We start from the raw sequence: 21,395 nt of genomic DNA on the forward strand, positions 1-21,395 counted from the left end.
GGTTGTCGGGACGGTCGCGGGTGCGGAAGGCGTCGCGGGAGCCGCCGTTTCCTCTGTGCCCGGTCACGTCACCGGTGCGGTGGGTGGGGTGCGGCAGCGGGTTGTCGGGACGGTCGCGGGTGCGGAAGGCGTCGCGGGAGCCGCCGTTTCCTCTGTGCCCGGTCACGTCACCGGTGCGGTGGGTGGGGTGCGGCAGCAGGTCGTCGGGACGGTCGCCGCCGTACCCGGGACCGTCACGCCGGTCGTCGAACAAACCGCGGTGGCCGTCGTCCCGCCCGTGGCGGGCGCCGCGGTGGACGGTGTCGTGCCGGTCGCCGGGCAGGCGCTGGCGGGCGTGGTGCCGCTGGCCGGGCATGCCGTGCAGGGGGTCGTTCCCACCGCCACGGATGCCGTGTACGGCGTGACTCCGGTGGCCACCGGCGCCGTTCGGGGCGCGGTGCCGGTCGCCACGAACGCGGTCGGAGGCGTCGCGCCGGTCGTCGGGTACGCCGTCGACGCCGCGGCCGCTCAGGCGTACGGAGTCGTCGCCGACGTCCAGCCGGTCGCGGGCGGTGCTGTCCAGGGCGTGCAGGGCGTCGCCCATGGCGCCGGCGACGGGGTGCAGCCGGTCGCGGCGGGTGCGGTCTCGGACGGGTGGTCGGTCGCCGCGGGCGCGGTCGCCGACGGCCGGCCGGTCGCCGGGGGTGTGCTTGCCGACCTGCCCCCGTACGCCACCGGCCTGGTGGGCCAGGCGGCTCACGGCACCACGCACGCCGTACTGCCGCCGGTCGCCGGTACCGCGGTGCACGGTGCCGTACCCGTCGCCGGGCAGGCCGTCGTGGACGCGGGCGTGCTGGCGCACGGCGTCGCGGGTGACGTCGAGCCCTTTGCGGGCGGGGTCGCCGGGGCCGTACCGCCGCTGGCGCAGGGTGTGGCCGGGCAGGCGGCGCCGTTCGCCGAGAGCGTCGCGAGCCAGGTGCCGCCGTTCGCGTACGGGGTCGCCGGTGGGGTGCGGCCCGTCGTCGACACCGTCACCGAGACCGTGCAGCCCGTCGTGCAGGGGATCGGCGGCAGCGCCGCCGGGCTGGCCTACGGGGTGGCGGGCGAGGCGTCGCCCTTCGCCGGCGGTGTGGCCGGCGAGGTGGACCCGTTCGCGCAGGGCGCCGTCGGCCAGGTGGCCCCGTTCGCCGGGGAGCTGACCGGGACGGTCCGGGGCACCGCGAGCGGACTGGCCGGTCACGCGGTCAGGTGCCGAGGGCGTCGCGCAGTCGATCACCCCGGGCTACGTCCGGGGCACGCAGGACGTGCACCCGTACCGCGTCTGACACCGTACGAGCGCACGGCCGTACCACGCCCCCCGGCGGAGGGCAGGTACGGCGGTGACCGACTCCGCGAGGCAGTAGGTCCCGGACGGCCGCATTCCAGCGGCCCGTTCGGCCGGAACCGCGCGGACGGGCCGTTCGGTCCCCATTGGGGTGGGGACCGCCCGGCCCGCGCCCCGGGCGCGGCGCACGTATGTGCCCCTCCGGGGCTGTTCAAGGGGCCTCACCGGGTCAACCCCAGCCCGGTGAGGCCTTGTGCCCCCCTCGCGCCCCGGCCGCGTAGGCTGAATCATGTGACAGGTATCACCGCTCAGGTGTGACCTGCGATTTAGGGCGGCCCCGGTAGCGGCGATAACCTGCGAGACGGACATGCCGCGCGCTCGGACACCGTGTGCGCCTCCCCTGTGACAGAGCGGACGTCACGTTGCCCTTCGCGGCACGCCCACGCATCCAACGAACCGCGAGATCACTGATAGGGACGGAAGCGCGTGGACCTGTTCGAGTACCAGGCGAGGGACCTCTTCGCCAAGCACGGTGTACCGGTGCTGGCCGGTGAAGTCATCGACACGCCTGAGGCGGCGCGCGAGATCACCGAGCGGCTGGGCGGCAAGTCGGTCGTCAAGGCTCAGGTGAAGGTCGGTGGTCGCGGCAAGGCCGGCGGCGTCAAGCTCGCCGCCAGCCCGGACGAGGCCGTCGCCCGCGCGACGGACATCCTCGGCATGGACATCAAGGGCCACACGGTCCACAAGGTCATGATCGCCGAGACGGCCCCGGAGATCGTCGAGGAGTACTACGTCTCCTTCCTCCTCGACCGCGCCAACCGCACCTTCCTCTCCATCGCCTCCGTCGAGGGCGGCATGGAGATCGAGGAGGTCGCGGCCACCCGCCCCGACGCCGTCGCCAAGATCGCGATCGACCCCATCGACGGCGTGGACGAGGCCAAGGCCCAGGAGATCGTGGCCGCGGCCAAGTTCCCGGCCGAGGTCGCCGACAAGGTGGCCCAGGTCCTGATCACGCTGTGGGACACCTTCATCAAGTCGGACGCCCTCCTGGTCGAGGTCAACCCGCTGGCCAAGGTCGCCTCCGGTGACGTCCTCGCCCTGGACGGCAAGGTCTCCCTGGACGACAACGCCGAGTTCCGCCACCCCGAGTTCGAGGAGCTCCACGACAAGGCGGCGGCCAACCCGCTCGAGGCCGCGGCCAAGGAGAAGAACCTCAACTACGTCAAGCTCGACGGCGAGGTCGGCATCATCGGCAACGGCGCCGGCCTGGTCATGTCGACCCTGGACGTCGTCGCCTACGCGGGCGAGGCCCACAAGGGCGTCAAGCCGGCCAACTTCCTCGACATCGGTGGCGGTGCCTCCGCCGAGGTCATGGCGAACGGCCTGGAGATCATCCTCGGCGACCCGGACGTCAAGTCCGTCTTCGTCAACGTCTTCGGCGGCATCACCGCCTGCGACGCCGTCGCCAACGGCATCGTGCAGGCCCTGGAGCTCCTGGAGAGCAAGGGCGAAGAGGTCACCAAGCCGCTGGTCGTGCGTCTTGACGGCAACAACGCCGAGCTGGGTCGCAAGATCCTGGACGACCGAAAGCACCCGCTCGTCCAGCGGGTGGACACCATGGACGGCGCGGCCGACAAGGCCGCCGAGCTGGCTGCTGCCGCGAAGTAAGGGACGAGGTCACACACAACCATGGCTATCTTCCTCACCAAGGAATCCAAGGTCATCGTCCAGGGCATGACCGGCTCCGAGGGTCAGAAGCACACCCGCCGCATGCTCGCTTCCGGCACCAACATCGTCGGTGGTGTGAACCCGCGCAAGGCGGGCCAGACCGTCGACTTCGACGGCACCGAGGTACCCGTCTTCGGCTCCGTCAAGGAGGCCATCGAGAAGACCGGCGCCGACGTCTCGGTCATCTTCGTCCCGGAGAAGTTCACCAAGGACGCGGTCGTCGAGGCCATCGACGCCGAGATCCCGCTCGCGGTCGTCATCACCGAGGGCATCGCGGTGCACGACACGGCGGCCTTCTGGGCGTACGCCGGCAAGAAGGGCAACAAGACCCGCATCATCGGCCCGAACTGCCCCGGTCTGATCACCCCGGGTCAGTCGAACGCCGGCATCATCCCGGCCGACATCACCAAGCCGGGCTGCATCGGCCTGGTGTCGAAGTCCGGCACGCTGACGTACCAGATGATGTACGAGCTGCGGGACATCGGCTTCTCGACCTGCGTCGGCATCGGCGGTGACCCGATCATCGGCACCACCCACATCGACGCGCTCAAGGCCTTCCAGGACGACCCCGACACCGACCTGATCGTGATGATCGGTGAGATCGGCGGCGACGCCGAGGAGCGGGCCGCGGCCTTCATCAAGGAGAACGTGACCAAGCCGGTCGTCGGCTACGTCGCGGGCTTCACCGCGCCCGAGGGCAAGACCATGGGCCACGCCGGCGCCATCGTCTCCGGCTCCTCCGGCACGGCCCAGGCCAAGAAGGAGGCCCTGGAGGCGGCGGGCGTCAAGGTCGGCAAGACCCCGACCGAGACGGCGAAGCTCGCCCGCGAGATCCTCGCCGGCTGAGTCCGTCCGGTTCAGGTCGGTGGGCCCGTCCCGGGTGGGGCGGGCCCACCGCCGTTGTGTGGGGCCGCGGCGTCATCGGGGATCCGGCACCAGCCGTTCCGGCCCACTCGCCGTCTCCCCCCTCAGCTTGGCCCGCAGGGTGAGCTCGTGCTGGGACAGCGGGCCCATGGCCGCCTGTGGCGGAACTCCCTGTACCGCGTGTCCGGGAGACACCGGAGCCACGTAGTGAGTGGGCGCCGTCCGCAGTGTCAGCGTCGTCGCGCCGATGATGGTGACCGTGAAGGCGATCGCAGACCTGGTCCAGAAGCGGGTTCTGCGTTCCTCGACCGTCCGCACCACCGTGGGCCGCGCCGCGCTGAGCCGTTCCGCGGCGCCCAGCCGCACCAGCCGCCGGTGCAGTTCCGCCGGGTCCGCGAGCTCCGGCAGCTGCCCGGCCACGGTCTGCCGGGCGCGCATCAGCCGGTTCGCCGTCGCCGGTGTGCTCGCCTCCGTCTCCGCCGCCGTCTCCGGCAGGTCAAGGCCGACACCGTCGTAGAGCACCAGGGTGCGGCGGTAGGACGGGGGAAGCGTCATGAGGGCGTGCAGCAGTGCGCGGTCGGCGGGGTCGGGGGGCGGATCCGGGACGCGGTTGCGCGGGCGGAAGCGGTACCAGGGGGAGAGCGCGCAGTCGTACGCCGTCGCCCGCACCCAGCCCGCAGGGTCCCGGTCGCGGGCCACCTCCGGCCAGCGCTGCCAGGCGAGTTGGAAGGCCTGCTCCACGGCCTGGCGCGCCCGTTCGGGCCGGCCGGTGAGCAGATAGGCCTGCCGGACGAGGGCGGGAGCACAGAACGCGTAGAGGGCGTCGAAGGCCTGAGCGGGTGTCAGGGGGGCCGAACCCGATGCGGCAGCCGGTGCGCCGTCCGGTGCGTCGCCCGGTGCGCCGTCCGGTGCGTTGCCCGGTGCGTTGCCCGTGGCGGGTGCCGATGCGGCGGCCGATGGCACCTTCGCCGGACGGGCCGTCACCTCCCCGGTGCATCGGGGCTTCTGACGGTTCGTCTGCTTCACAGTGCATCCCTTCGTGTGAATAGGTACATAAACGTATATTGAGCGACACAGCGGAGGTTCGCCTGTTGCGCCGGGAAAGAGCGTGTCGTTGGGAGCATGGCGGTCGTGATGACGACCGATCGACGTCCACCGCTGTCGACCCTGCGCACCCGGGTGCGGGACCGGCCGCCCGGACTGGGCGCCGGTTTCGTCGGCGGTGCGGTCGCGGCGGGGCTCGGGCTCGGCTCGTTCGCCGTGCTCGTCATCGGACTGTGGATCACCTCGCCGTATCCCGACAGCGGGCCGGGCGGCGCGCTGCACGTCGCCGCCGCGATGTGGCTGCTGGCGCACGGGGCCGAACTGGTGCGCACCGACACGCTCACCGGCGTTCCCGCACCCGTGGGAGTGACGCCCCTGCTCCTGCTCGCGTTGCCGCTGCTGCTGGTGCACCGGGCGGCGCGGGACGCGACCGACGGCGGCCACGGCGGACCGCTCCTGCCCTCGCGCACCGCCTGGGCCGGCGTCGTGCTCGGCTACCTCGCCGTGGGCGGCGCGGCCGCCGCCTATGCCGAGGCAGGCGCCCTGCGGCCGTCCTGGGAAGGGGCGGCGGTGTGCGTGCCGCTGGTCGCCACGGTGGCGGCGGGCAGCGGTGTGTGGACGGCGTACGGCTGTCCGCGCGCCCCGCTGGAGCGGCTGCTGCGCGTGCTGCCGGTGAGCGTACGGCGTCTGCTCCTGGGGACGGGACCCCGCGCGCGCCTCGGCGCCGCCGCACGGGCGGCGGGCGCGGGGGTGGTGGTGTTCGTCGGGGGCGGGGCACTGCTCCTGGGGGGGTCGCTGGTGGGGCACGCCGAGGCGGCCCAGGGTGCCTTTCTGCGGCTGACGGAGGGGTGGTCGGGGCGGTTCGCCGTACTGGTGCTGTGCCTGACGCTGCTGCCGAACGCGGTGGTGTGGGCGGTGGCGTACGCGGTCGGCCCCGGCTTCCTGCTCGGCGCCGGCCACGTCGTGGGCCCGCTGGCCTCCGCACCGGCCCCCCTTCTGCCGCCGTTTCCCCTGCTCGCGGCGGTGCCGGACGCGGGTCTCGGCGCACCGCTGAACTGGGCGTCCGCGGCGGTGCCGGTGGCGGCCGGGCTGACGGTGGGGTGGTTCGTCGGCGGCGCGGCGGTGCGGGACGGGCAGGGCACGGGCGCCGCGGTACGACGGGCGCCGGGTGCGGGCGCCGCCGGGGCCGCGGGGCAGGCTGCGGCCATGGGGCCGAGGAGGCGGGGTGCCGGGTCGGCCGGGCCTCACGGTGCGCGGTCCGGCGGCCGGGGGCGCGCCCGGGCCTGGTCGTGGCGCCGGACGGCGGGCGGTGCCGCGCTGGCGTGCGGGCTGTGTGCGGCCGGGCTCTGTGTCCTCGCGGCGCTGTCGGGCGGACCCTTGGGGAACGCGGCCCTGGCCCGGTTCGGCCCGGTCGGATGGCAGGTCGGCTCGGCCGCGCTGGCGTGGACCGCGACGGTGGCGGTGCCGACGGCGGTGTGTCGGCGGGCCTGGCGCTGCCGGGGAGGCCGGGGGCTGGAGCCGCCGATCGTGATCTCCGGGGAGGGCGGGACGCGGACCACGGAGCCGGGGACCGGAAAGGCGGGGAAGGGCCGGGCGGCGGCTCCGCCGCTCGCCCGATCGCCGGAGGGCGAAGGGGTAGGGCGGCGGATCGGGAAGCCACGGGACGGCGGGACGCCGGCGAGCGGGCAGTCGGACGCCGACGAGGGCGGGCGTCGGCCCCGGAAGTCGTTGGTGCGGGGCTGGTTCACCCGGACCAGGACACCGGCCCCGCCGCCGTCGCAGCCGGACGCCGTGTACGTGCCCTACGACCCCGATCCCACCCTGGAGCCGTACGACCTGCTGCCTGTCGACTCCTCACCCGCCTGCGAACCGTCGCTCTGGCGCGCGCAGGCGGAGCCCGGACAGCAGGCGGAAGCCGAGCAGCCGGAGGAGCCCGAGGAGCCGGTGGAACCCGAGGAGCCGGTGGAACCCGAGGAGCCGAAGGAACCCGAGCAGTCGAACGACGCCACGGAACCGAGCGGCCTCACAGAGACCGAATCCCCCACGGAAACGGAGAAGCCGCCCGGCGAGAGGAGCGAGCCCACCCCCTGAACCGTCCGCACCTTCGCTGAACCGTCCGCACCTGCGCGGACCCCTCCGCCTCCCCGCCGCGCGCGGCCCCGGTTCAGCCGTTGATTCCCAGCACCCCCCGCAGCTCCTTCGGGAGGTGCTGGTCGCAGGACTGCTTCGCCTCGTTGGTCAGGGCGTCGTTCGTGCAGGAGTAGTAGTCGCTGTAGACCAGTTGGGCGGTGAAGGTCACCGCGACCAGGGCGAGGGCCAGACAGGCGGTGACGAGGCCGCTGACCGCGGCCGTCGTCTGGGGGCGGCTCTCGGGGCCCGGGGTGTTGTGGTTCGGGGTGCGCGACTTGGCGCGCAGCGAGCTGACGCCCCAGTACAGGGCCAGTACGCCCAGCAACAGGGCCACGTACGGCCAGCTGAAGAGGGCGAAGAAGAAGGCCCACATGCCGCACAGCAGGGCGTACCGCGCGCGGCGCTGGGCGGGGTCCGTCGGATCCCAGCGCAGACCCGGACCAGAACTGCCACCGGGGCCACCGGGGCCGCCCGGGCCACCGGGTCCTGACGGGCCGCCACCGGGCCGCTGGGGGCGATCCCCGAAGCCGCCGGAGGAGCGGCCGGGCTGACGGTCGCTCCACTGGCTGCCCCAGGGGGAGTGGTCGCCGTTCTCACCGGACGTGCCGTCGGCGCCCTCGCCGCCCGATGGGCGCCGGGGGCGCCAGGGGCGGTCCGGGGTGCCCTCCGGCGGCGGGGCGAAGGGGTTGTCGTCGGGGGCCGCGCCGCCCTTCCCGTCGCCGTTCTTCCCGCCCGAGGGCGCGTCGGGCGGTGAGGTGGGGCGCTCCCGCAGCAGCACGGCGCCGCGCTCCCCTCCCTGCGCCGACTGCGGGGGGAGCGTGAGAAGTCGCAGGCTGCGGTCCGGCATCAAGTGAGCGTCTTCCCCTTGGTGAGTCACGACTGGTCTGGCACGACCGACAACGACCGATCGATCCGGAGCGTCCTCGGCGGCCGGGAAGCCCCCGGGACCGGGTCCGTCATCTTGTTGAACGCGCGGCGCACGAAGCGCGTTCCCGTACCAGCTTCCCCAGACGCTACCTTCCGGCCACGCCCCCGTCCCATGGGGGCCGTCCGGTGTGCCGGTATCGTTGCTGACGGTCGGCCGCTTCGTAGGCTTCCCCGTATCCGGGAGCGCGAAGCATTCGTACGACCATACAAACAGCTTCCCCGAGAAAGGGCCCCACCGTGGCCGCCAAGCCCGTGGTCAAGCGCCTCGTCGTGCTGGTCTCCGGATCCGGCACCAATCTGCAGGCGCTCCTCGACGCGATCGCGGAGCTCGGCCCCGAGTCCTACGGCGCCGAGATCGTCGCCGTGGGCGCCGACCGCGAGGGCATCGAGGGGCTCGCGCGCGCCGAGCGCACCGGGGTGCCGACCTTCGTGCGCAAGGTCAAGGACTACGGGACGCGGGAGGAGTGGGACGCGGCACTCGCCGAGGCCGTCGCCGCCCACCAGCCCGACCTCGTCGTGTCCGCCGGGTTCATGCGGATCGTGGGGAAGGAGTTCCTCGCGCGGTTCGGCGGGCGGTTCGTCAACACCCATCCCGCCCTGTTGCCCAGTTTTCCGGGGGCCCACGGCGTGCGCGACGCGCTGGCGTACGGCGCCAAGGTCACCGGCTGCACCGTCCACTTCGTCGACGACGGCGTCGACACCGGACCGATCATCGCTCAGGGCGTGGTGGAGGTCCGGGACGAGGACGACGAGAGTGCGCTGCACGAGCGCATCAAGGAAGTCGAGCGAAGGCTGCTCGTCGAGGTCGTGGGGCGGATCGCCCGCAACGGCTATCGCATCGAGGGACGAAAGGTAGTTATCCAGTGACCGCCGAGAGCAACAAGCGGCCCATCCGGCGCGCGCTCGTCAGCGTCTACGACAAGACCGGTCTCGAGGAGCTCGCGCGCGGGCTGCACGAAGCCGGCGTCGAACTCGTCTCCACCGGCTCCACCGCCGCGAAGATCGCCGCGGCCGGCGTGCCCGTCACCAAGGTCGAGGAGCTCACCGGCTTCCCCGAGTGCCTGGACGGCCGGGTCAAGACCCTGCACCCGAAGGTGCACGCGGGCATCCTCGCCGACCTGCGCCTGGAGGACCACCAGCGGCAGCTGGCCGAGCTGGGCGTCGAGCCGTTCGACCTGGTCGTGGTCAACCTCTACCCGTTCCGTGAGACCGTCGCCTCCGGCGCCTCGCCCGACGAGTGCGTGGAGCAGATCGACATCGGCGGCCCCTCGATGGTCCGGGCCGCCGCCAAGAACCACCCGTCGGTCGCCGTCGTCACCAGCCCGGCCCGGTACGCCGACGTCCTCGCCGCCGTCACCTCCGGCGGCTTCGACCTGGCCACCCGCAAGCGGCTCGCCGCCGAGGCCTTCCAGCACACGGCCGCCTACGACGTCGCCGTGGCCTCCTGGTTCGCCTCCTCCTACGCCCCGGTGGACGACTCCGAGTTCCCCGACTTCCTCGGCGCCACCTGGGAGCGCGCGCACACCCTGCGCTACGGCGAGAACCCGCACCAGCCCGCCGCCCTCTACGCCGACGGCAGCGGGAGCGGCCTGGCGCAGGCCGAGCAGCTGCACGGCAAGGAGATGTCCTACAACAACTACACGGACACGGACGCCGCCCTCCGCGCCGCGTACGACCACGCCGAGCCGTGCGTGGCGATCATCAAGCACGCCAACCCGTGCGGCATCGCCGTCGGCGCCGACGTGGCCGAGGCGCACCGCAAGGCGCACGCCTGCGACCCGCTGTCCGCGTTCGGCGGTGTGATCGCCGTGAACCGGCCGGTCAGCAAGGAGATGGCCGAGCAGGTCGCCGAGATCTTCACCGAGGTCATCGTCGCGCCCGGGTACGAGGAGGGGGCCCTGGAGGCCCTCACCAAGAAGAAGAACATCCGCGTGCTGCGCTGCGCGGGCGGCCCGTCGAACCCCGTCGAGCTCAAGGCCATCGACGGGGGCGCGCTGCTGCAGGTCACCGACCGGCTGCAGGCCGACGGCGACGACCCGGCCAACTGGACCCTGGCCACCGGCGAGGCGCTGTCCGCGGAGGAGCTCGCGCAGCTGGCCTTCGCCTGGAAGGCCTGCCGGGCGGTGAAGTCCAACGCGATCCTGCTCGCCAAGGACGGCGCGTCGGTCGGTGTCGGCATGGGCCAGGTGAACCGCGTCGACTCCTGCAAGCTCGCGGTCGAGCGGGCCGGTGAGGAGCGGGCGCGCGGTTCCTACGCCGCCTCCGACGCGTTCTTCCCGTTCCCCGACGGCCCCGAGATCCTCATCGGCGCCGGCGTCCGGGCGATCGTCCAGCCGGGCGGTTCGGTCCGTGACGAACTGGTCGTGGAGGCCGCGCAGAAGGCGGGCGTCACGATGTACTTCACCGGCACCCGCCACTTCTTCCACTGAGCGCACGACGTGAGCGGTCTCCGGCCCTCCCCCGAGTGGGGCCGGAGACCGCGGTCGTGTCACGTCAGCACGGACGCACGGAGTAGATCGGGTCCCAGGTGGCGCGGCCGGCCTCGTACGCGGTGGAGGTCCAGCGCACGCTGCCGTCCTTGTTGTAGAAGCGGGCGACGGTGCCGGGCGTCTGGTTGTTGACGAAGTCTCCGTCGCCGTACCAGTTGGAGACGGACCACTGCTGGCACTTGTAGAAGATGAAGACGGTGCCGCGCACGTTCACGCACAGGTAGCCGTAGCTGCAGTTGAGGGCCGCGGCCCGGGCCTGCCTGGCCTGGTCCGCCGGATACACCGTGACGTCGAGGCCGTCGTAGTGGACCTTGGTGGCCGAGACCTGCCGGCCGCCGGGCTGGGCGGCGAGCACGGCGTCGACGCGCTGCTGGACGCCGGTTGCCGCGGCGGCGGTGGACCGGGTGTGGGAGGCGGCGCCGTCCGTCCCGGCCGCGGCGGCCGAGACGGTGGAACCGGCGAGCAGTGCGGTGGCCGCGACGAGCAGCGCGGCGGACTTCTTGACGTTCACTTTCGTTCCCCCATGTGTTGCCGTGAGCACGGTTGTGTCGTTCCGCCGGAGCGGAGTGGTCATACCGTGGCAAAGACGGCGGGGTGCCGGTACCTCGGAAGTCTGAGGGTCACTTCTTCCCCGGCGGGGTGTACTCCTTGAGGTAGTGGGCGACGCGTGCGCAGTAGTCGCGGGTCTTCGGGGGAGGCCCGCCCGCGTCGTTCACCTTCCGGTACGAGGTCCGGTACGCGGCGGCGAGCAGCACCCGCCTGTCGCCGGGCAGGCCGGGCTCGAGCAGTGGTCGGATGTAGCACAGGTAGCGGGCCATGGCGGGGATCGAGACCGCGGGCGGGAAGGGGGGTTTGGGCGTCTGGGTCGCGGGCTGACCGTCGGCGCGCACCCACCAGCGCAGCACACGCGGCGTCCACCGCGCGATGCCGTACTCGTCGTTGGCCGGGTCGGACAGGTCGGGGTCGAAGTCGCTCTCCGCCTTCAGCATCGCGGCGATCAGCGCGGGGGTGACCTCGGCCTGCACGCAGTCGTGCGCGGAGTCCACGATCAGGCGCCGGTAGACGGCCGGGACGCCTTTGTCGGTACGGAGTTCGGCGGCACCGTAGGTGGTGAGGGCGACCGTGGGGGCCCGGGCCGGGGTGTCCTTCGCGTCGGCGCCCTGACCGGCCCAGGTGCTGACGCCGTAGCCCAGGGCGGCCATGGCGGCGGTGGCGGCCGCCGTGCCGAGCACGATCCAGGTCCGGCGCCGGCGGATCGGCCGCCGGCGCAGGAACCGCGGACCGGCCCGCGCACTTCCGGCGCCGGCCGTGGACTGCACCCGGCGCAGCAGGGCGGCGGTGGTGATGCGGTCGGCGTGGGTACGGGCCAGACACGCGCGGACGATCTCCCGCCAGTCGTCCGGAAGGGAGGGCGAGAGACGCAGCTCCTCCGCGCCGCGGGCGTAGGCGGCGGCCGCGTCCCGGCGGGCCGTCGCGGTGCCGCCCGGCAGCGGGAAGGAGCCGGTGAGGACCAGATGGGCGAGGACCCCGAAGGCCCAGACGTCGGCGGACGGGCGGATACGGCGGCCGCGTTCGCCGATCTCGGACCACAGCAGCTCGGGCGGCGTGTAGTCGGGTGTGGAGAAGGCCGGGGTGTAGGCGTGGGTGCCCTCCAGTTCGGCCGCCATGTTGAAGTCGGCGAGCCTCACCGAACCGTCCTCCATCAGCAGCACGTTGGCCGGCTTCAGGTCTCCGTGCACCCAGCCCGCCCGGTGCAGCTGGGCCAGGCCCTCGCAGATCTGGACCAGCAGCACCGGGCCGTCGGCCGGCCGGGCCCGGTCCGCGAGCAGCGCGGCCAGCGAGCCCTCCGCCTTCTCCAGGACGAGGACGGTGGCGCCGTCGAGCTCGGGCCGGGCCGGGTCGTCGACGGTCAGGGTCTCGTACATCCGGATGAGCCGCGGGCGTCTGAGCCGGCGGTGCAGGTCGACCTCGCGCTCGGCGAGCTCGCGCAGATGGGTCAGCTGCCGCGGCGTACCGGTGCCGGTGGGCAGGAACTTCAGGGCTGCCGTGCTCGGCAGCGCCTCGGTGTCCTGCCCTGCCTTCGGGGCGACGAAGCCGGGGCCGGGAGACCCTTCGCCGGTGCCGCCGGTGCCGCCGGTGCCGCCGGTGCCGCCGGTGCCGCCGGTGCCGCCGGTGCCGCCGGTGCTGCCGGTGCGTCGCCCTTCGTACACGCTGCCGAATGCGCCCGTCGCGATGGGCCGCCGTACCTCCCAGACGCCGACCCGGTAGCCGCGGGGCACCGGCACGGCGTAGGGCTCGGTCACCGCGGCACCCGGCTCGGCGGTGCCGACAGGACGACCAGGTCGTCCTCCCGTACCAGATCGAAGCGCAGCGCCAGGGAGACCAGCGACTCCTTCTTGCCGTTCAGACGGTGTCCCGTCTCGGCCGTCTCCGGTCCGGGCTTCAGGCGCAGCTTCACCGCCAGGTAGTCGATGTTCCACTGCACCGAGGTGCGGGACGCGGCGGGCCAGGTCGCGCGCAGCCGGTCCACCACCTGGTCGACGGTGGGCAGCGGGGCGTGCGGAGCGCCGCGCAGCCGGGGCTCGCACAGCGCGGCGAGCACCGCGAAGTAGCGCTTGGTGCGGTCCACGGAGAAGGCGGGCGCGGTGGTGGCGCCGTCGGTTCCGGCGCCGTCGCGCAGGTAGTCGTGGCGCGGCGCCCACACGTCGATCGCCAGCAGGTCCCCGGCCGCGGGAAGCACGATCCGGGAGAACTCGAAGGGGACCGGCGCGTCCAGCCGGCCCGGCACCACCTTGATGTGCTCGCCCGCGCCCTCCGGGTTCTCCACCACGTAGGTCTGGTGCGCGCAGAGGTTGCTCAGTATCCAGAAGGCGCCCTGCGCGGTGATCTCGCCCGCCCGCCGGGACACCCCGTCATGGGCGATCACCAGGTCGTTGTCGGCCGCGGAGCGTCCGAAGGCGAGCCGCTCGCCGGGAGCGAGCCGGATCCGGGTGTCGTTGCGCTCGTCCTCCGTGGTCGGCGGAGGTACCACGATGATGCTGTACAAGGTGCGTCTCCCCGTGCCTGACGGCTACGGAAACCAGACTAGGGGGACGCGGCAGGGCCGTGTCCCCCCTTGTGCGGGGTGAGACACGGCCCTGGGGGTGAATGGCGCGAAGTGGTCAGTACCGGGGGCGGTTGAACCACGCGGAGCCCTTGGAACCGCCGACGAAGCAGGCGATCAGGATGGCGAGCACCGTGTGCACCAGGCCGACGACGATGAAGGGGTACAGACCCAGGATCGCGGTTATGACGCCGAAGACCAGGGTGGTGATGCGGACGCCGTTGCCACCGCTGTTGAACTTCACCGCGAGCACGGCCGCGAACACGGCCCAGGCCACCGCGAACACCACGATCGCCCACAGCATGCCGGCGGAGTAGTCGGCCAGCCGCTGGAAGGCCGCGTCGTTCTTGAGGGTGTCGTCCTTCTTCGCCGCGCTCACGCTGACGGCGCTGATGGCGAACAGGACCACACCGATGACCTGCAGGCCGACGATCACCCACAGCATCACGCGGGCCGCGCTCACGCTGCCGGGCATCGTCTCCGGAACACCCGCGCCGTAGGCCGCCTGCACCGGCGGCGCCTGCGGGTAGCCGTATCCGGGCGCCTGGCCCTGCTGCGGGTAGCCGTAGGCCTGCTGCTGCCCCTGCGGAGCGCCGTAGGGATTGTTCGGGTCGCCGAAGCTCATGGCGGTCTTTCCTCCGTTGGTGAGTGCGGGGACGACGCGCGGCACCGTACGGAGGAGAGTTCTACAGATGCGGTCCGTCCCCCCGATGAGCTGCCCGCGGCACTGTGCTGTTCATCGTTCTTGACCGGATAGCGGCTTGTCCAGCCGGATTCGGCAGGTGTTGTGCAAGTGCAACATCACTGATCATGACGGTCCGTGCCGCCGGATCACTGATCACGGCCACGCCGAGGCGAAGGGGAGGACCGGATTGGAACCCGGACCCGGTCATCCGAGAGGATGGGGGCATGACCGCCCAGATTCTCGATGGCAAGGCCACCGCAGCCGCGATCAAGTCCGATCTGACCGCCCGCGTGGCGGCGCTGAAGGAGAAGGGCGTCACGCCCGGCCTCGGCACGATCCTGGTCGGGGACGACCCCGGCAGCCGGAAGTACGTCGCGGGCAAGCACCGCGACTGCGCCGAGGTGGGCATCGCGTCCATCCAGCGGGAACTGCCGGCCACCGCGACGCAGGAGGAGATCGAGGCGGTCGTCCGGGAGCTGAACGAGGACCCGTCCTGCACCGGTTACATCGTCCAACTGCCCCTGCCCAAGGGCATCGACGAGAACCGCATCCTGGAGCTGATGGACCCGGACAAGGACGCCGACGGCCTGCACCCGATGAACCTCGGCCGTCTCGTCCTGAACGAGCCGGCCCCGCTGCCCTGCACCCCCAACGGCGTGCTGACGCTGCTGCGCCGCCACGGCGTGGAGATCAAGGGCGCCGAGGTCGTGGTCGTCGGCCGCGGCGTGACCATCGGCCGTCCGATGCCGCTGCTGCTCACCCGGCGCAGTGAGAACGCCACGGTGACCCAGTGCCACACCGGCACCCGTGACCTGTCCGCCCACCTGCGCCGCGCCGACATCATCGTCGCCGCGGCCGGCTCGCCGCACCTGATCCGTGCCGAGGACGTCAAGCCGGGCGCGGCCGTCCTCGACGTCGGTGTCTCCCGCAACGCCGAGGGGAAGATCGTGGGCGACGTCCACCCGGACGTCGCCGAGGTGGCCGGCTGGCTCTCCCCCAACCCCGGTGGGGTCGGCCCGATGACCCGGGCCGAGTTGCTGGTCAACGTGGTAGAGGCGGCGGAGCGCAGTGTCGCCTGAGGCGGAGGACGGCCCGCGGGCGGCCGGGGCCGAGGAGCCGGAGACCGAGGTGGGCGGCCCGGCCGGCGTGCCGGACGCCGAGGACGGGACGCGGCGGGGAACGCGCCGCTTCCCGCTGCTCACCAAGGACACGGCGCGCCCCGAGGGCGGCGGCCGGGCCGCACCCGGCGGCGCGCCGGCGCCCGCGCGCCAGTGGCCGATGCTGGCCGTGCTGTCCGTGGTCGGACTGGGGCTGCTGCTGATCGCGCTGGACGCCTTCCGGGTCGGGCTGCTGCTGGTCGGCGTCGCCCTGCTCGGCGGCGCGGCGATGCGCTGGCTGCTGCCGCGCGTCGGCATGCTGGCGGTCCGCTCCCGCTTCACGGACATCGTCACCTACGGCGTCCTGGGCTGTGCCATCGTCCTGCTGGCGCTGATGGCCCAGCCGAAGCCCTGGCTGGAAATACCGTTCCTGGACGACGCCCTGCACTACACGATCCGCGGCTCGGACCGTTAGCCGCTGGCCGCTGGCCGCTGGCCGCTGGCCGCTGGCTGGTGACTGCTGGCCGCCGACCGCCGTGCCGGGCGTCGCGCGCCCGGCGGGCATCGTGGGGCACCCTCCGGGAACCGTCAGGCACCCTCCGGGAGGGTGACGGCGGCCCGTCCTCTCCCCCGAGTCAGGACCGGCCGCCGCCGAAATCCACCCTCCAGCACCATGAACGGGCTGTTCAACGGCTGTCCGTGCGCTGTGGCACGGAAGTGACCGTTCCGGTACGGTGTCCGCGCTCTGCCACAACGACGCCGGTGCGTGGCGCGGGAACCGATCCGCCCGCGGTGTCGTCACTCTCCGCGAGCAGGCAACGGAGGGACGCCGTGGAGGTGAGCGATGGGCGCCTGGCAGCCGCTGCCGGAGGATCTGCCGCCGGAGGTGCGGCACTTGGTGGAGCAGTTACGGGCCCTCAAGGACCGGACCGGCCTCAGCCTGGTCGCGCTGGGTGCACGTACCGCGTACAGCAAGTCCTCCTGGCAGCGCTACCTCAACGCCGTTCAGCCCCCGCCCCGGCAGGCCGTCGCCGCCCTGTGCCGGGTCGCGGGCCTGACCGGGGCCGACGCCGAACGCCACACCGTGCGCTGGGAGATGGCCGTACAGGCCTGGCCGCGCCCGGCCACGGCCTCAGTGCGGCCGTCCGGGGTCGAGGTGTACGAGGACGACCCCACGGTCCCCTGGTGGGACCGGCCCGAGGCGGAACGGCGGCCGGGGCCGACCGGACGCCTGCTGTTGTACGCCGTCCTGCTCCTCGTCGTGCTGCTCCTGGTCGCCGTCGTCGGCACCGTCGCTCTGGGGTGAACCGGGGGAATGCCGTGACGCGGGAGGCGGGGGAGGGCATGCGTATGCGTCCGGCATATCGATATGTTGACAAGATCCGGGGTGCCTGAGGGAGTCGTCCGGCAACCCGGCTAGCGTGGACCGGTGGGCGCGCAACGGCGCGCGCCCCGGCCCGAATGCTCCCGTGCGCCCCCACCCCGGGAACTGGGATCCTGACCGGGCGCATCCCCGTGGGTAGCCAGAACCGGGACTCGGCAGCGGGCACCACGCGGGGGAAGACAGTACGTACCGGGGGAAGAGGGGGACTCGATGCCTCGTTGGAAGGCCTTGCCCGATGAACTCGATCCGCAGGTCAGGGAGTTCGCCGGCCAGCTGCGGCGGCTCGTGGACCGCAGCGGTCTGAGCATCGCCGCGCTCGCCGACCGCACCGGCTACAGCAAGACGTCCTGGGAGCGTTACCTCAACGGCCGGCTCCTGGCGCCCAAGGGCGCGATCGTCGCGCTCGCCGAGGTCACCGAGACCAATCCGGTCCACCTGACCACGATGTGGGAGCTCGCCGAACGGGCCTGGAGCCGCGCGGAGATGCGGCACGACAGGACCATGGAGGCCATTCGGATAGCCCAGGCGCGCGCCGCGCTCGGGGACTTCGGGGCGGCCGCGCCCGCAGTCGACGCCCAGGGCGGCAGCACCACGGCGGCGCCCGGCGGCGCGGGCCGGGCGGGCGTGGCCCCGACGGTGCCGTCGCAGCCGACGGCGTCCGACGCCGACGCGCGCGAGGGAGCCTCGAAGACCCCGTCGCCGGCCTCGGGCACTCGCGAGGGAGCCTCGAAGACCCCGTCGCCGGCCTCGGGCACCCGCAAGGGAGCCTCGAAGACCCCGTTGCCCGCCTCGGAGCCCACTTCAGCCGCCTCGGACACCGCTTCACCCGCCTCGGGCACCGCTTCCTCCGACTCCGGCGATGCCTCGTCCGCCGCCTCATCCGCGTCCCGTACGGCCTCGTCCGCCTCGGGTACGGCGTCACCCGACTCCGATGCCGCCCCGTCCGACGGCACGGCGTCGTCCGCCTCCGGCGGCGGCTCGCCCGCCCCCGGTTCGGAGAGCTCGGCGGGCCGCAACTCGTGGGGGCTGGCCGGGTACCGGGGCCCTTCACCGGTGGGCGGCCGGGCTTCCGGGGCTTCGACGGGACCGTCCGACGGCTCCGCCCGGACACCGGCTGCCGGACCGAGCCCGTACGGCGAAGTTCCGGAAGTTCCGGAAATTCCGAAAGTTCCCGAAGTTCCGCAAGTTCGGGAAGTCCCGGAAGCTCGGCAAGTCCCGGAAGTTCCGCAGGCCCCACGTCCGGCTCGCGCCAATGGTGACGGCGCGCGCTACCGGCCCGTCGTGATGTTCCTCGCGGGCATGGTCAGCATGCTGGTGGTGATCGGAGTGGTGTTCTTCTTCACCGACCGCAACGGAGGCGGCAAGGCCGAGGGCGCGGCCAGGTCGCCGTCCCCGTCCGCCAGCGCCGGCCCCGACCTGCCGCCCGGCGTCAAGTGCAGCGGTGCCGGCTGCACCGGCAAGGACGCCGAGAGCATGGGGTGCAGCGGCCAACTGGTGAGCACGGCCCAGAGCGTCACCGTCGGCACCACCGTCGTCGAGGTCCGTTACAGCAAGACCTGCGGCGCCGCCTGGGGCCGGATCACCCAGGCGGGCCAGGGCGACGCGGTCCAGGTCGCGGCCGGCGCGCACAAGGAGACCGGCACGATCACCGCGGCGGGCGACACCATCGCGTACACCCCGATGGTCGCCGTACGGGACGGGGCGCAGGCCAAGGCGTGCGTGACCCTGGCGTCCGGGCGGAAGGGCTGCACCAGGTAGGCACGAGGCGGCCAAGAGGCAGGCACGAAGCAGGCACGAAGCAGGCAGGAAGCAGGGCGGACCCGCCGGGCCGCGCCCACGCCGAAGGCCGTGACACCGAGGCTTCCGGAACTCGCGCAAACAAATGCCGGACGGCAGGCATGGCCTCCGCCGAACGGGGCAGGCGGAGCGTACCCCCACGGGAGTCCGGTCCTCCGGGAACCCCACACGGCGGCCGTCTCCGTCCCCCTCTCCCGGACGGGCGGCCGCCTTTCTCGCGGCACTTGGACACTCTGTGGGGTGGGCCACACGGGCCCGGACGTCCGGGGTCCCGGATGCGCGATAGCCTGACCGCTGGATCTCTCTTGACGCCAAGAGATCGATCATCTCTACCCGTGATCGATCATCGCGGCGGCGCCGGTCACGAGCCGACGAGGGGATCCAGCACCCCGGGGCAGGGACGCCCCACCGCCAGCTGTCATACGGAGAACGCCATGACCCGCACTCCCGTGAACGTCACCGTCACCGGCGCGGCCGGCCAGATCGGTTACGCCCTGCTCTTCCGCATCGCCTCCGGCCAGCTGCTCGGCGCGGACGTGCCGGTCAAGCTGCGTCTGCTGGAGATCACCCCGGCGCTGAAGGCGGCGGAGGGCACGGCGATGGAGCTGGACGACTGCGCGTTCCCGCTCCTGCAGGGCATCGACATCACGGACGACCCGAACGTCGCCTTCGACGGCGCCAACGTCGCCCTCCTCGTGGGCGCCCGCCCGCGCACCAAGGGCATGGAGCGCGGCGACCTGCTCTCCGCCAACGGCGGCATCTTCAAGCCGCAGGGCAAGGCGATCAACGACCACGCCGCGGACGACATCAAGGTCCTCGTCGTGGGCAACCCGGCCAACACCAACGCCCTGATCGCCCAGGCCGCCGCGCCGGACGTCCCGGCCGAGCGCTTCACCGCGATGACCCGCCTGGACCACAACCGCGCGCTGACCCAGCTCGCGAAGAAGACGGGCTCCACGGTCGCCGACATCAAGCGCCTGACCATCTGGGGCAACCACTCCGCCACCCAGTACCCCGACATCTTCCACGCCACGGTCGCCGGCAAGAACGCCGCCGAGGTCGTGAACGACGAGAAGTGGCTGGCCGAGGACTTCATCCCGACCGTCGCCAAGCGCGGTGCCGCGATCATCGAGGCCCGTGGCGCCTCGTCGGCCGCCTCCGCCGCCAACGCCGCCATCGACCACGTCCACACCTGGGTCAACGGCACCGCCGAGGGCGACTGGACCTCCATGGGCATCCCGTCGGACGGCTCCTACGGCGTTCCGGAGGGCCTGATCTCCTCCTTCCCGGTCACCACCAAGGACGGCAAGTACGAGATCGTCCAGGGCCTGGACATCAACGAGTTCTCCCGCGCCCGCATCGACGCCTCCGTCAAGGAGCTCGAGGAGGAGCGCGAGGCGGTCCGCGGTCTCGGCCTCATCTGAGCCGCGCGTCGGTGAGCCGGTCCCCGGCCCACGGCCCGCCAACCCGGGCCGCGCGCGGGGCTCTTCACGGCTCTGTCACGACCTCGCACGGGCCCCGTTCCGGTTCCTTCCGGAACGGGGCCCGTGGCCGTTTTCGCCGCTACCGTCGGAAGCGGTACCCGACGGGGTGACTTCGGGGGGTTCGCGATGAGCGGTTGGGACGGTCACAGCTCCGGCTTCGGGCCCGAGCACGAGCCGAGCGAGGAGAGAGGCCGGGCGCCCTGGGCGGCGCGGGAACCGGTGTCGCCACCGCCGTGGGCGTGCGCCGAGACCCGGACGAGCGGCACACTGCCGCCGGGCCTGCCCGCCCCGGGCACCCCGCCCGGTGGAGCGGCGCCGCCCGGATGGGCCACGGACGGGACGCGGACGAGCGCGACGCCCGAGTGGGTGTCGCCGCCCTCGCCGCCCTCACCGACCTGGACGTCCGTCACGACGACCCCCACGCCCGCCCGCCGTGTCGGCCGGCTCCTGACCGCGGGCGCCGTCGCGGCCGTGCTCGGGGCGGGCATCGGCGCCGGTACCTGGTTCCTCGTCCTGCGTGACGGCTCCACCGGTGCGGCGGCCGGCCCGTCCATCGGCGTCACCGTCACCTCGTCGTCCACCACGTTCCCCCAGGACGAGGCCCCGGACGGAAGGACCCCGGCGGCCCCGCCCGCGCGGTCCGCCGACTCGGCCACGTCCGGCGCGGGCGCTGTGGGCCGCGACACCCCGCCCGCGGCCCCGGCCTCCTCGCCCGCCGCCGGCTACCGCCGCGCCCAGGACCCCGTCGGCTACACCGTCGACGTACCCGAGGGCTGGAGCCGTCGGCAGAAGCAGGGCGAGAAGGCGCCGGTCGTCTACTACGACTCCCCGGCCGACGGCCGTCAGCTGCAGATCTTCGCGGTCTCCGAGGACACCCCGGCCGCCTCCCTGAGCCTCGCCGAGAACGACCCCGGCTACGGCTTCGCCCGGCAGCCCGGCTACCGGCCCCTGCACCGCACCCGGGGCACCACCTGGGCCGAGCTCTCCTATCGTTACGACGACCAGGACAAGGGCCCCCGCCAGGTCGTCGACCACCGCTTCCGGGCGGCCGACGGCACCCTCTACGCGATCCGCGCCGGCGGCCCCGAGGCCCTCGCGCCGGACCTGGTCCGCGCCCCGCTCACCGCCGCGCTCGCCTCCTTCTGCCCGGCGGGCGCGACCTGCGCCTAGGTGTGCTGTCCAGAGGGTGTCGTTTGGATCACCGTGGGTCCGCGACGCCTGGCACGGCACCTCGCGGCGTTGTCGCGTCACCCGAGTACGCCCGGTACGCGGGTCATGCTCCGCCTTGCGATGCACCGCATCATGCGCCGCGGCCTGATCCGCGCTGATCCCAACGACACCCCCTAGCCGCCGAGGCACC

The 21,395-nt window shown here is 73.1% G+C and carries 19 protein-coding genes; 11 read left to right on the forward strand and 8 right to left on the reverse strand.

Annotated elements, in window-relative coordinates; genetic code table 11:
• Positions 1-1,219 (reverse strand): hypothetical protein (locus AB0A61_RS04365; RefSeq protein WP_361285810.1); only part of this gene is annotated, 1,219 nt, incomplete at its 3' end.
• A 570-nt stretch (positions 1,220-1,789) separates the two neighbouring features.
• Between AB0A61_RS04365 and sucC the strand changes: the two genes are divergently transcribed.
• Both sucC and sucD read left to right on the forward strand, forming a co-directional pair.
• A complete protein-coding gene (gene sucC, locus AB0A61_RS04370; RefSeq protein ID WP_361285812.1) occupies positions 1,790-2,971 on the forward strand; it encodes an ADP-forming succinate--CoA ligase subunit beta in 1,182 nt (393 codons plus the stop codon).
• A gap of 21 nt (positions 2,972-2,992) precedes the next feature.
• On the forward strand, positions 2,993-3,877 hold the full coding sequence (sucD, locus tag AB0A61_RS04375; protein ID WP_361285815.1) for a succinate--CoA ligase subunit alpha: 885 nt from the start codon (positions 2,993-2,995) through the stop codon (positions 3,875-3,877).
• A 72-nt stretch (positions 3,878-3,949) separates the two neighbouring features.
• On the opposite strand, the gene AB0A61_RS04380 is transcribed toward sucD, so the two are convergent.
• On the reverse strand, positions 3,950-4,921 hold the full coding sequence (locus tag AB0A61_RS04380; protein ID WP_361285818.1) for a sigma factor-like helix-turn-helix DNA-binding protein: 972 nt from the start codon (positions 4,919-4,921) through the stop codon (positions 3,950-3,952).
• 96 nt (positions 4,922-5,017) lie between these two features.
• Between AB0A61_RS04380 and AB0A61_RS04385 the strand changes: the two genes are divergently transcribed.
• Positions 5,018-7,030 carry a DUF6350 family protein gene (locus AB0A61_RS04385; protein ID WP_361285821.1) on the forward strand — a complete coding sequence of 671 codons (2,013 nt, stop codon included), beginning with the start codon at positions 5,018-5,020 and terminating at the stop codon, positions 7,028-7,030.
• Positions 7,031-7,103: 73 nt separating this feature from the next.
• Here the strand turns inward: AB0A61_RS04385 and AB0A61_RS04390 are convergent, their stop codons facing one another.
• On the reverse strand, positions 7,104-7,916 hold the full coding sequence (locus AB0A61_RS04390; RefSeq protein ID WP_361285824.1) for a hypothetical protein: 813 nt from the start codon (positions 7,914-7,916) through the stop codon (positions 7,104-7,106).
• 317 nt (positions 7,917-8,233) lie between these two features.
• Between AB0A61_RS04390 and purN the strand changes: the two genes are divergently transcribed.
• Together purN and purH are read left to right on the forward strand one after the other, a co-directional pair.
• Positions 8,234-8,863: a phosphoribosylglycinamide formyltransferase gene (gene purN / locus AB0A61_RS04395; protein ID WP_361285826.1), complete on the forward strand. Its 630-nt coding sequence runs from the start codon at positions 8,234-8,236 to the stop codon at positions 8,861-8,863.
• Positions 8,860-10,425: a bifunctional phosphoribosylaminoimidazolecarboxamide formyltransferase/IMP cyclohydrolase gene (gene purH, locus AB0A61_RS04400; RefSeq protein ID WP_361285829.1), complete on the forward strand. Its 1,566-nt coding sequence runs from the start codon at positions 8,860-8,862 to the stop codon at positions 10,423-10,425. The genes purN and purH overlap by 4 nt, the downstream gene beginning before the upstream one ends.
• 64 nt (positions 10,426-10,489) lie before the next feature.
• Here the strand turns inward: purH and AB0A61_RS04405 are convergent, their stop codons facing one another.
• The 4 genes from AB0A61_RS04405 to AB0A61_RS04420 all read right to left on the reverse strand — a co-directional run bounded on the left by AB0A61_RS04405 (position 10,490) and on the right by AB0A61_RS04420 (position 14,213).
• Complete coding sequence (locus tag AB0A61_RS04405; RefSeq protein ID WP_361285832.1) at positions 10,490-10,996, reverse strand: hypothetical protein; 507 nt, start codon at positions 10,994-10,996, stop codon at positions 10,490-10,492.
• Positions 10,997-11,105: 109 nt separating this feature from the next.
• Entirely contained in the window at positions 11,106-12,788 is a 1,683-nt protein-coding gene (locus AB0A61_RS04410) for a protein kinase (RefSeq protein WP_361285834.1), read from the reverse strand.
• Positions 12,785-13,531, reverse strand: a complete 747-nt coding sequence (locus AB0A61_RS04415; RefSeq protein ID WP_361285836.1) for an FHA domain-containing protein — start codon at positions 13,529-13,531, stop codon at positions 12,785-12,787. The genes AB0A61_RS04410 and AB0A61_RS04415 overlap by 4 nt, the downstream gene beginning before the upstream one ends.
• A gap of 115 nt (positions 13,532-13,646) precedes the next feature.
• Positions 13,647-14,213, reverse strand: coding sequence for a hypothetical protein (locus AB0A61_RS04420; protein ID WP_361285839.1), 567 nt, complete (start codon positions 14,211-14,213; stop codon positions 13,647-13,649).
• A 284-nt stretch (positions 14,214-14,497) separates the two neighbouring features.
• Here AB0A61_RS04420 and AB0A61_RS04425 point away from each other — a divergent pair, with 284 nt between their 5' ends.
• From AB0A61_RS04425 to AB0A61_RS04445, 5 genes are all read left to right on the forward strand, one after another.
• The gene (locus tag AB0A61_RS04425; RefSeq protein WP_361285842.1) at positions 14,498-15,352 is read left to right on the forward strand and encodes a bifunctional methylenetetrahydrofolate dehydrogenase/methenyltetrahydrofolate cyclohydrolase; all 855 of its coding nucleotides are present in this window, start codon (positions 14,498-14,500) and stop codon (positions 15,350-15,352) included.
• Positions 15,353-15,401: 49 nt separating this feature from the next.
• Positions 15,402-15,845 carry a DUF3017 domain-containing protein gene (locus AB0A61_RS04430; RefSeq protein ID WP_361286242.1) on the forward strand — a complete coding sequence of 148 codons (444 nt, stop codon included), beginning with the start codon at positions 15,402-15,404 and terminating at the stop codon, positions 15,843-15,845.
• A gap of 369 nt (positions 15,846-16,214) precedes the next feature.
• A complete protein-coding gene (locus tag AB0A61_RS04435) occupies positions 16,215-16,676 on the forward strand; it encodes a helix-turn-helix transcriptional regulator (RefSeq protein WP_361285845.1) in 462 nt (153 codons plus the stop codon).
• A 288-nt stretch (positions 16,677-16,964) separates the two neighbouring features.
• On the forward strand, positions 16,965-18,512 hold the full coding sequence (locus AB0A61_RS04440) for a DUF2690 domain-containing protein (protein ID WP_361285848.1): 1,548 nt from the start codon (positions 16,965-16,967) through the stop codon (positions 18,510-18,512).
• 473 nt (positions 18,513-18,985) lie between these two features.
• Positions 18,986-19,975, forward strand: coding sequence for a malate dehydrogenase (locus AB0A61_RS04445; RefSeq protein WP_361285851.1), 990 nt, complete (start codon positions 18,986-18,988; stop codon positions 19,973-19,975).
• Positions 19,976-20,178: 203 nt separating this feature from the next.
• On the opposite strand, the gene AB0A61_RS04450 is transcribed toward AB0A61_RS04445, so the two are convergent.
• The gene (locus tag AB0A61_RS04450; protein ID WP_361285854.1) at positions 20,179-20,445 is read right to left on the reverse strand and encodes a hypothetical protein; all 267 of its coding nucleotides are present in this window, start codon (positions 20,443-20,445) and stop codon (positions 20,179-20,181) included.
• Positions 20,446-20,506: 61 nt separating this feature from the next.
• Between AB0A61_RS04450 and AB0A61_RS04455 the strand changes: the two genes are divergently transcribed.
• The gene (locus AB0A61_RS04455; protein WP_361285857.1) at positions 20,507-21,205 is read left to right on the forward strand and encodes a hypothetical protein; all 699 of its coding nucleotides are present in this window, start codon (positions 20,507-20,509) and stop codon (positions 21,203-21,205) included.
• Positions 21,206-21,395: the final 190 nt, after the last annotated feature.

The organism is Streptomyces sp. NPDC046197, assembly GCF_040646295.1.
Lineage (GTDB): Bacteria > Actinomycetota > Actinomycetes > Streptomycetales > Streptomycetaceae > Streptomyces.

Bases quoted from the DNA above. Each gene is read 5' to 3' on its own strand.
- AB0A61_RS04420 (WP_361285839.1), bottom strand. From the start codon at position 14,213: ATGAGCTTCGGCGACCCGAACAATCCCTACGGCGCTCCGCAGGGGCAG.
- AB0A61_RS04435 (WP_361285845.1), top strand. From the start codon at position 16,215: ATGGGCGCCTGGCAGCCGCTGCCGGAGGATCTGCCGCCGGAGGTGCGG.
- AB0A61_RS04425 (WP_361285842.1), top strand. From the start codon at position 14,498: ATGACCGCCCAGATTCTCGATGGCAAGGCCACCGCAGCCGCGATCAAG.
- AB0A61_RS04445 (WP_361285851.1), top strand. From the start codon at position 18,986: ATGACCCGCACTCCCGTGAACGTCACCGTCACCGGCGCGGCCGGCCAG.
- AB0A61_RS04440 (WP_361285848.1), top strand. From the start codon at position 16,965: ATGCCTCGTTGGAAGGCCTTGCCCGATGAACTCGATCCGCAGGTCAGG.
- sucD (WP_361285815.1), top strand. From the start codon at position 2,993: ATGGCTATCTTCCTCACCAAGGAATCCAAGGTCATCGTCCAGGGCATG.
- AB0A61_RS04385 (WP_361285821.1), top strand. From the start codon at position 5,018: ATGGCGGTCGTGATGACGACCGATCGACGTCCACCGCTGTCGACCCTG.
- AB0A61_RS04390 (WP_361285824.1), bottom strand. From the start codon at position 7,916: ATGCCGGACCGCAGCCTGCGACTTCTCACGCTCCCCCCGCAGTCGGCG.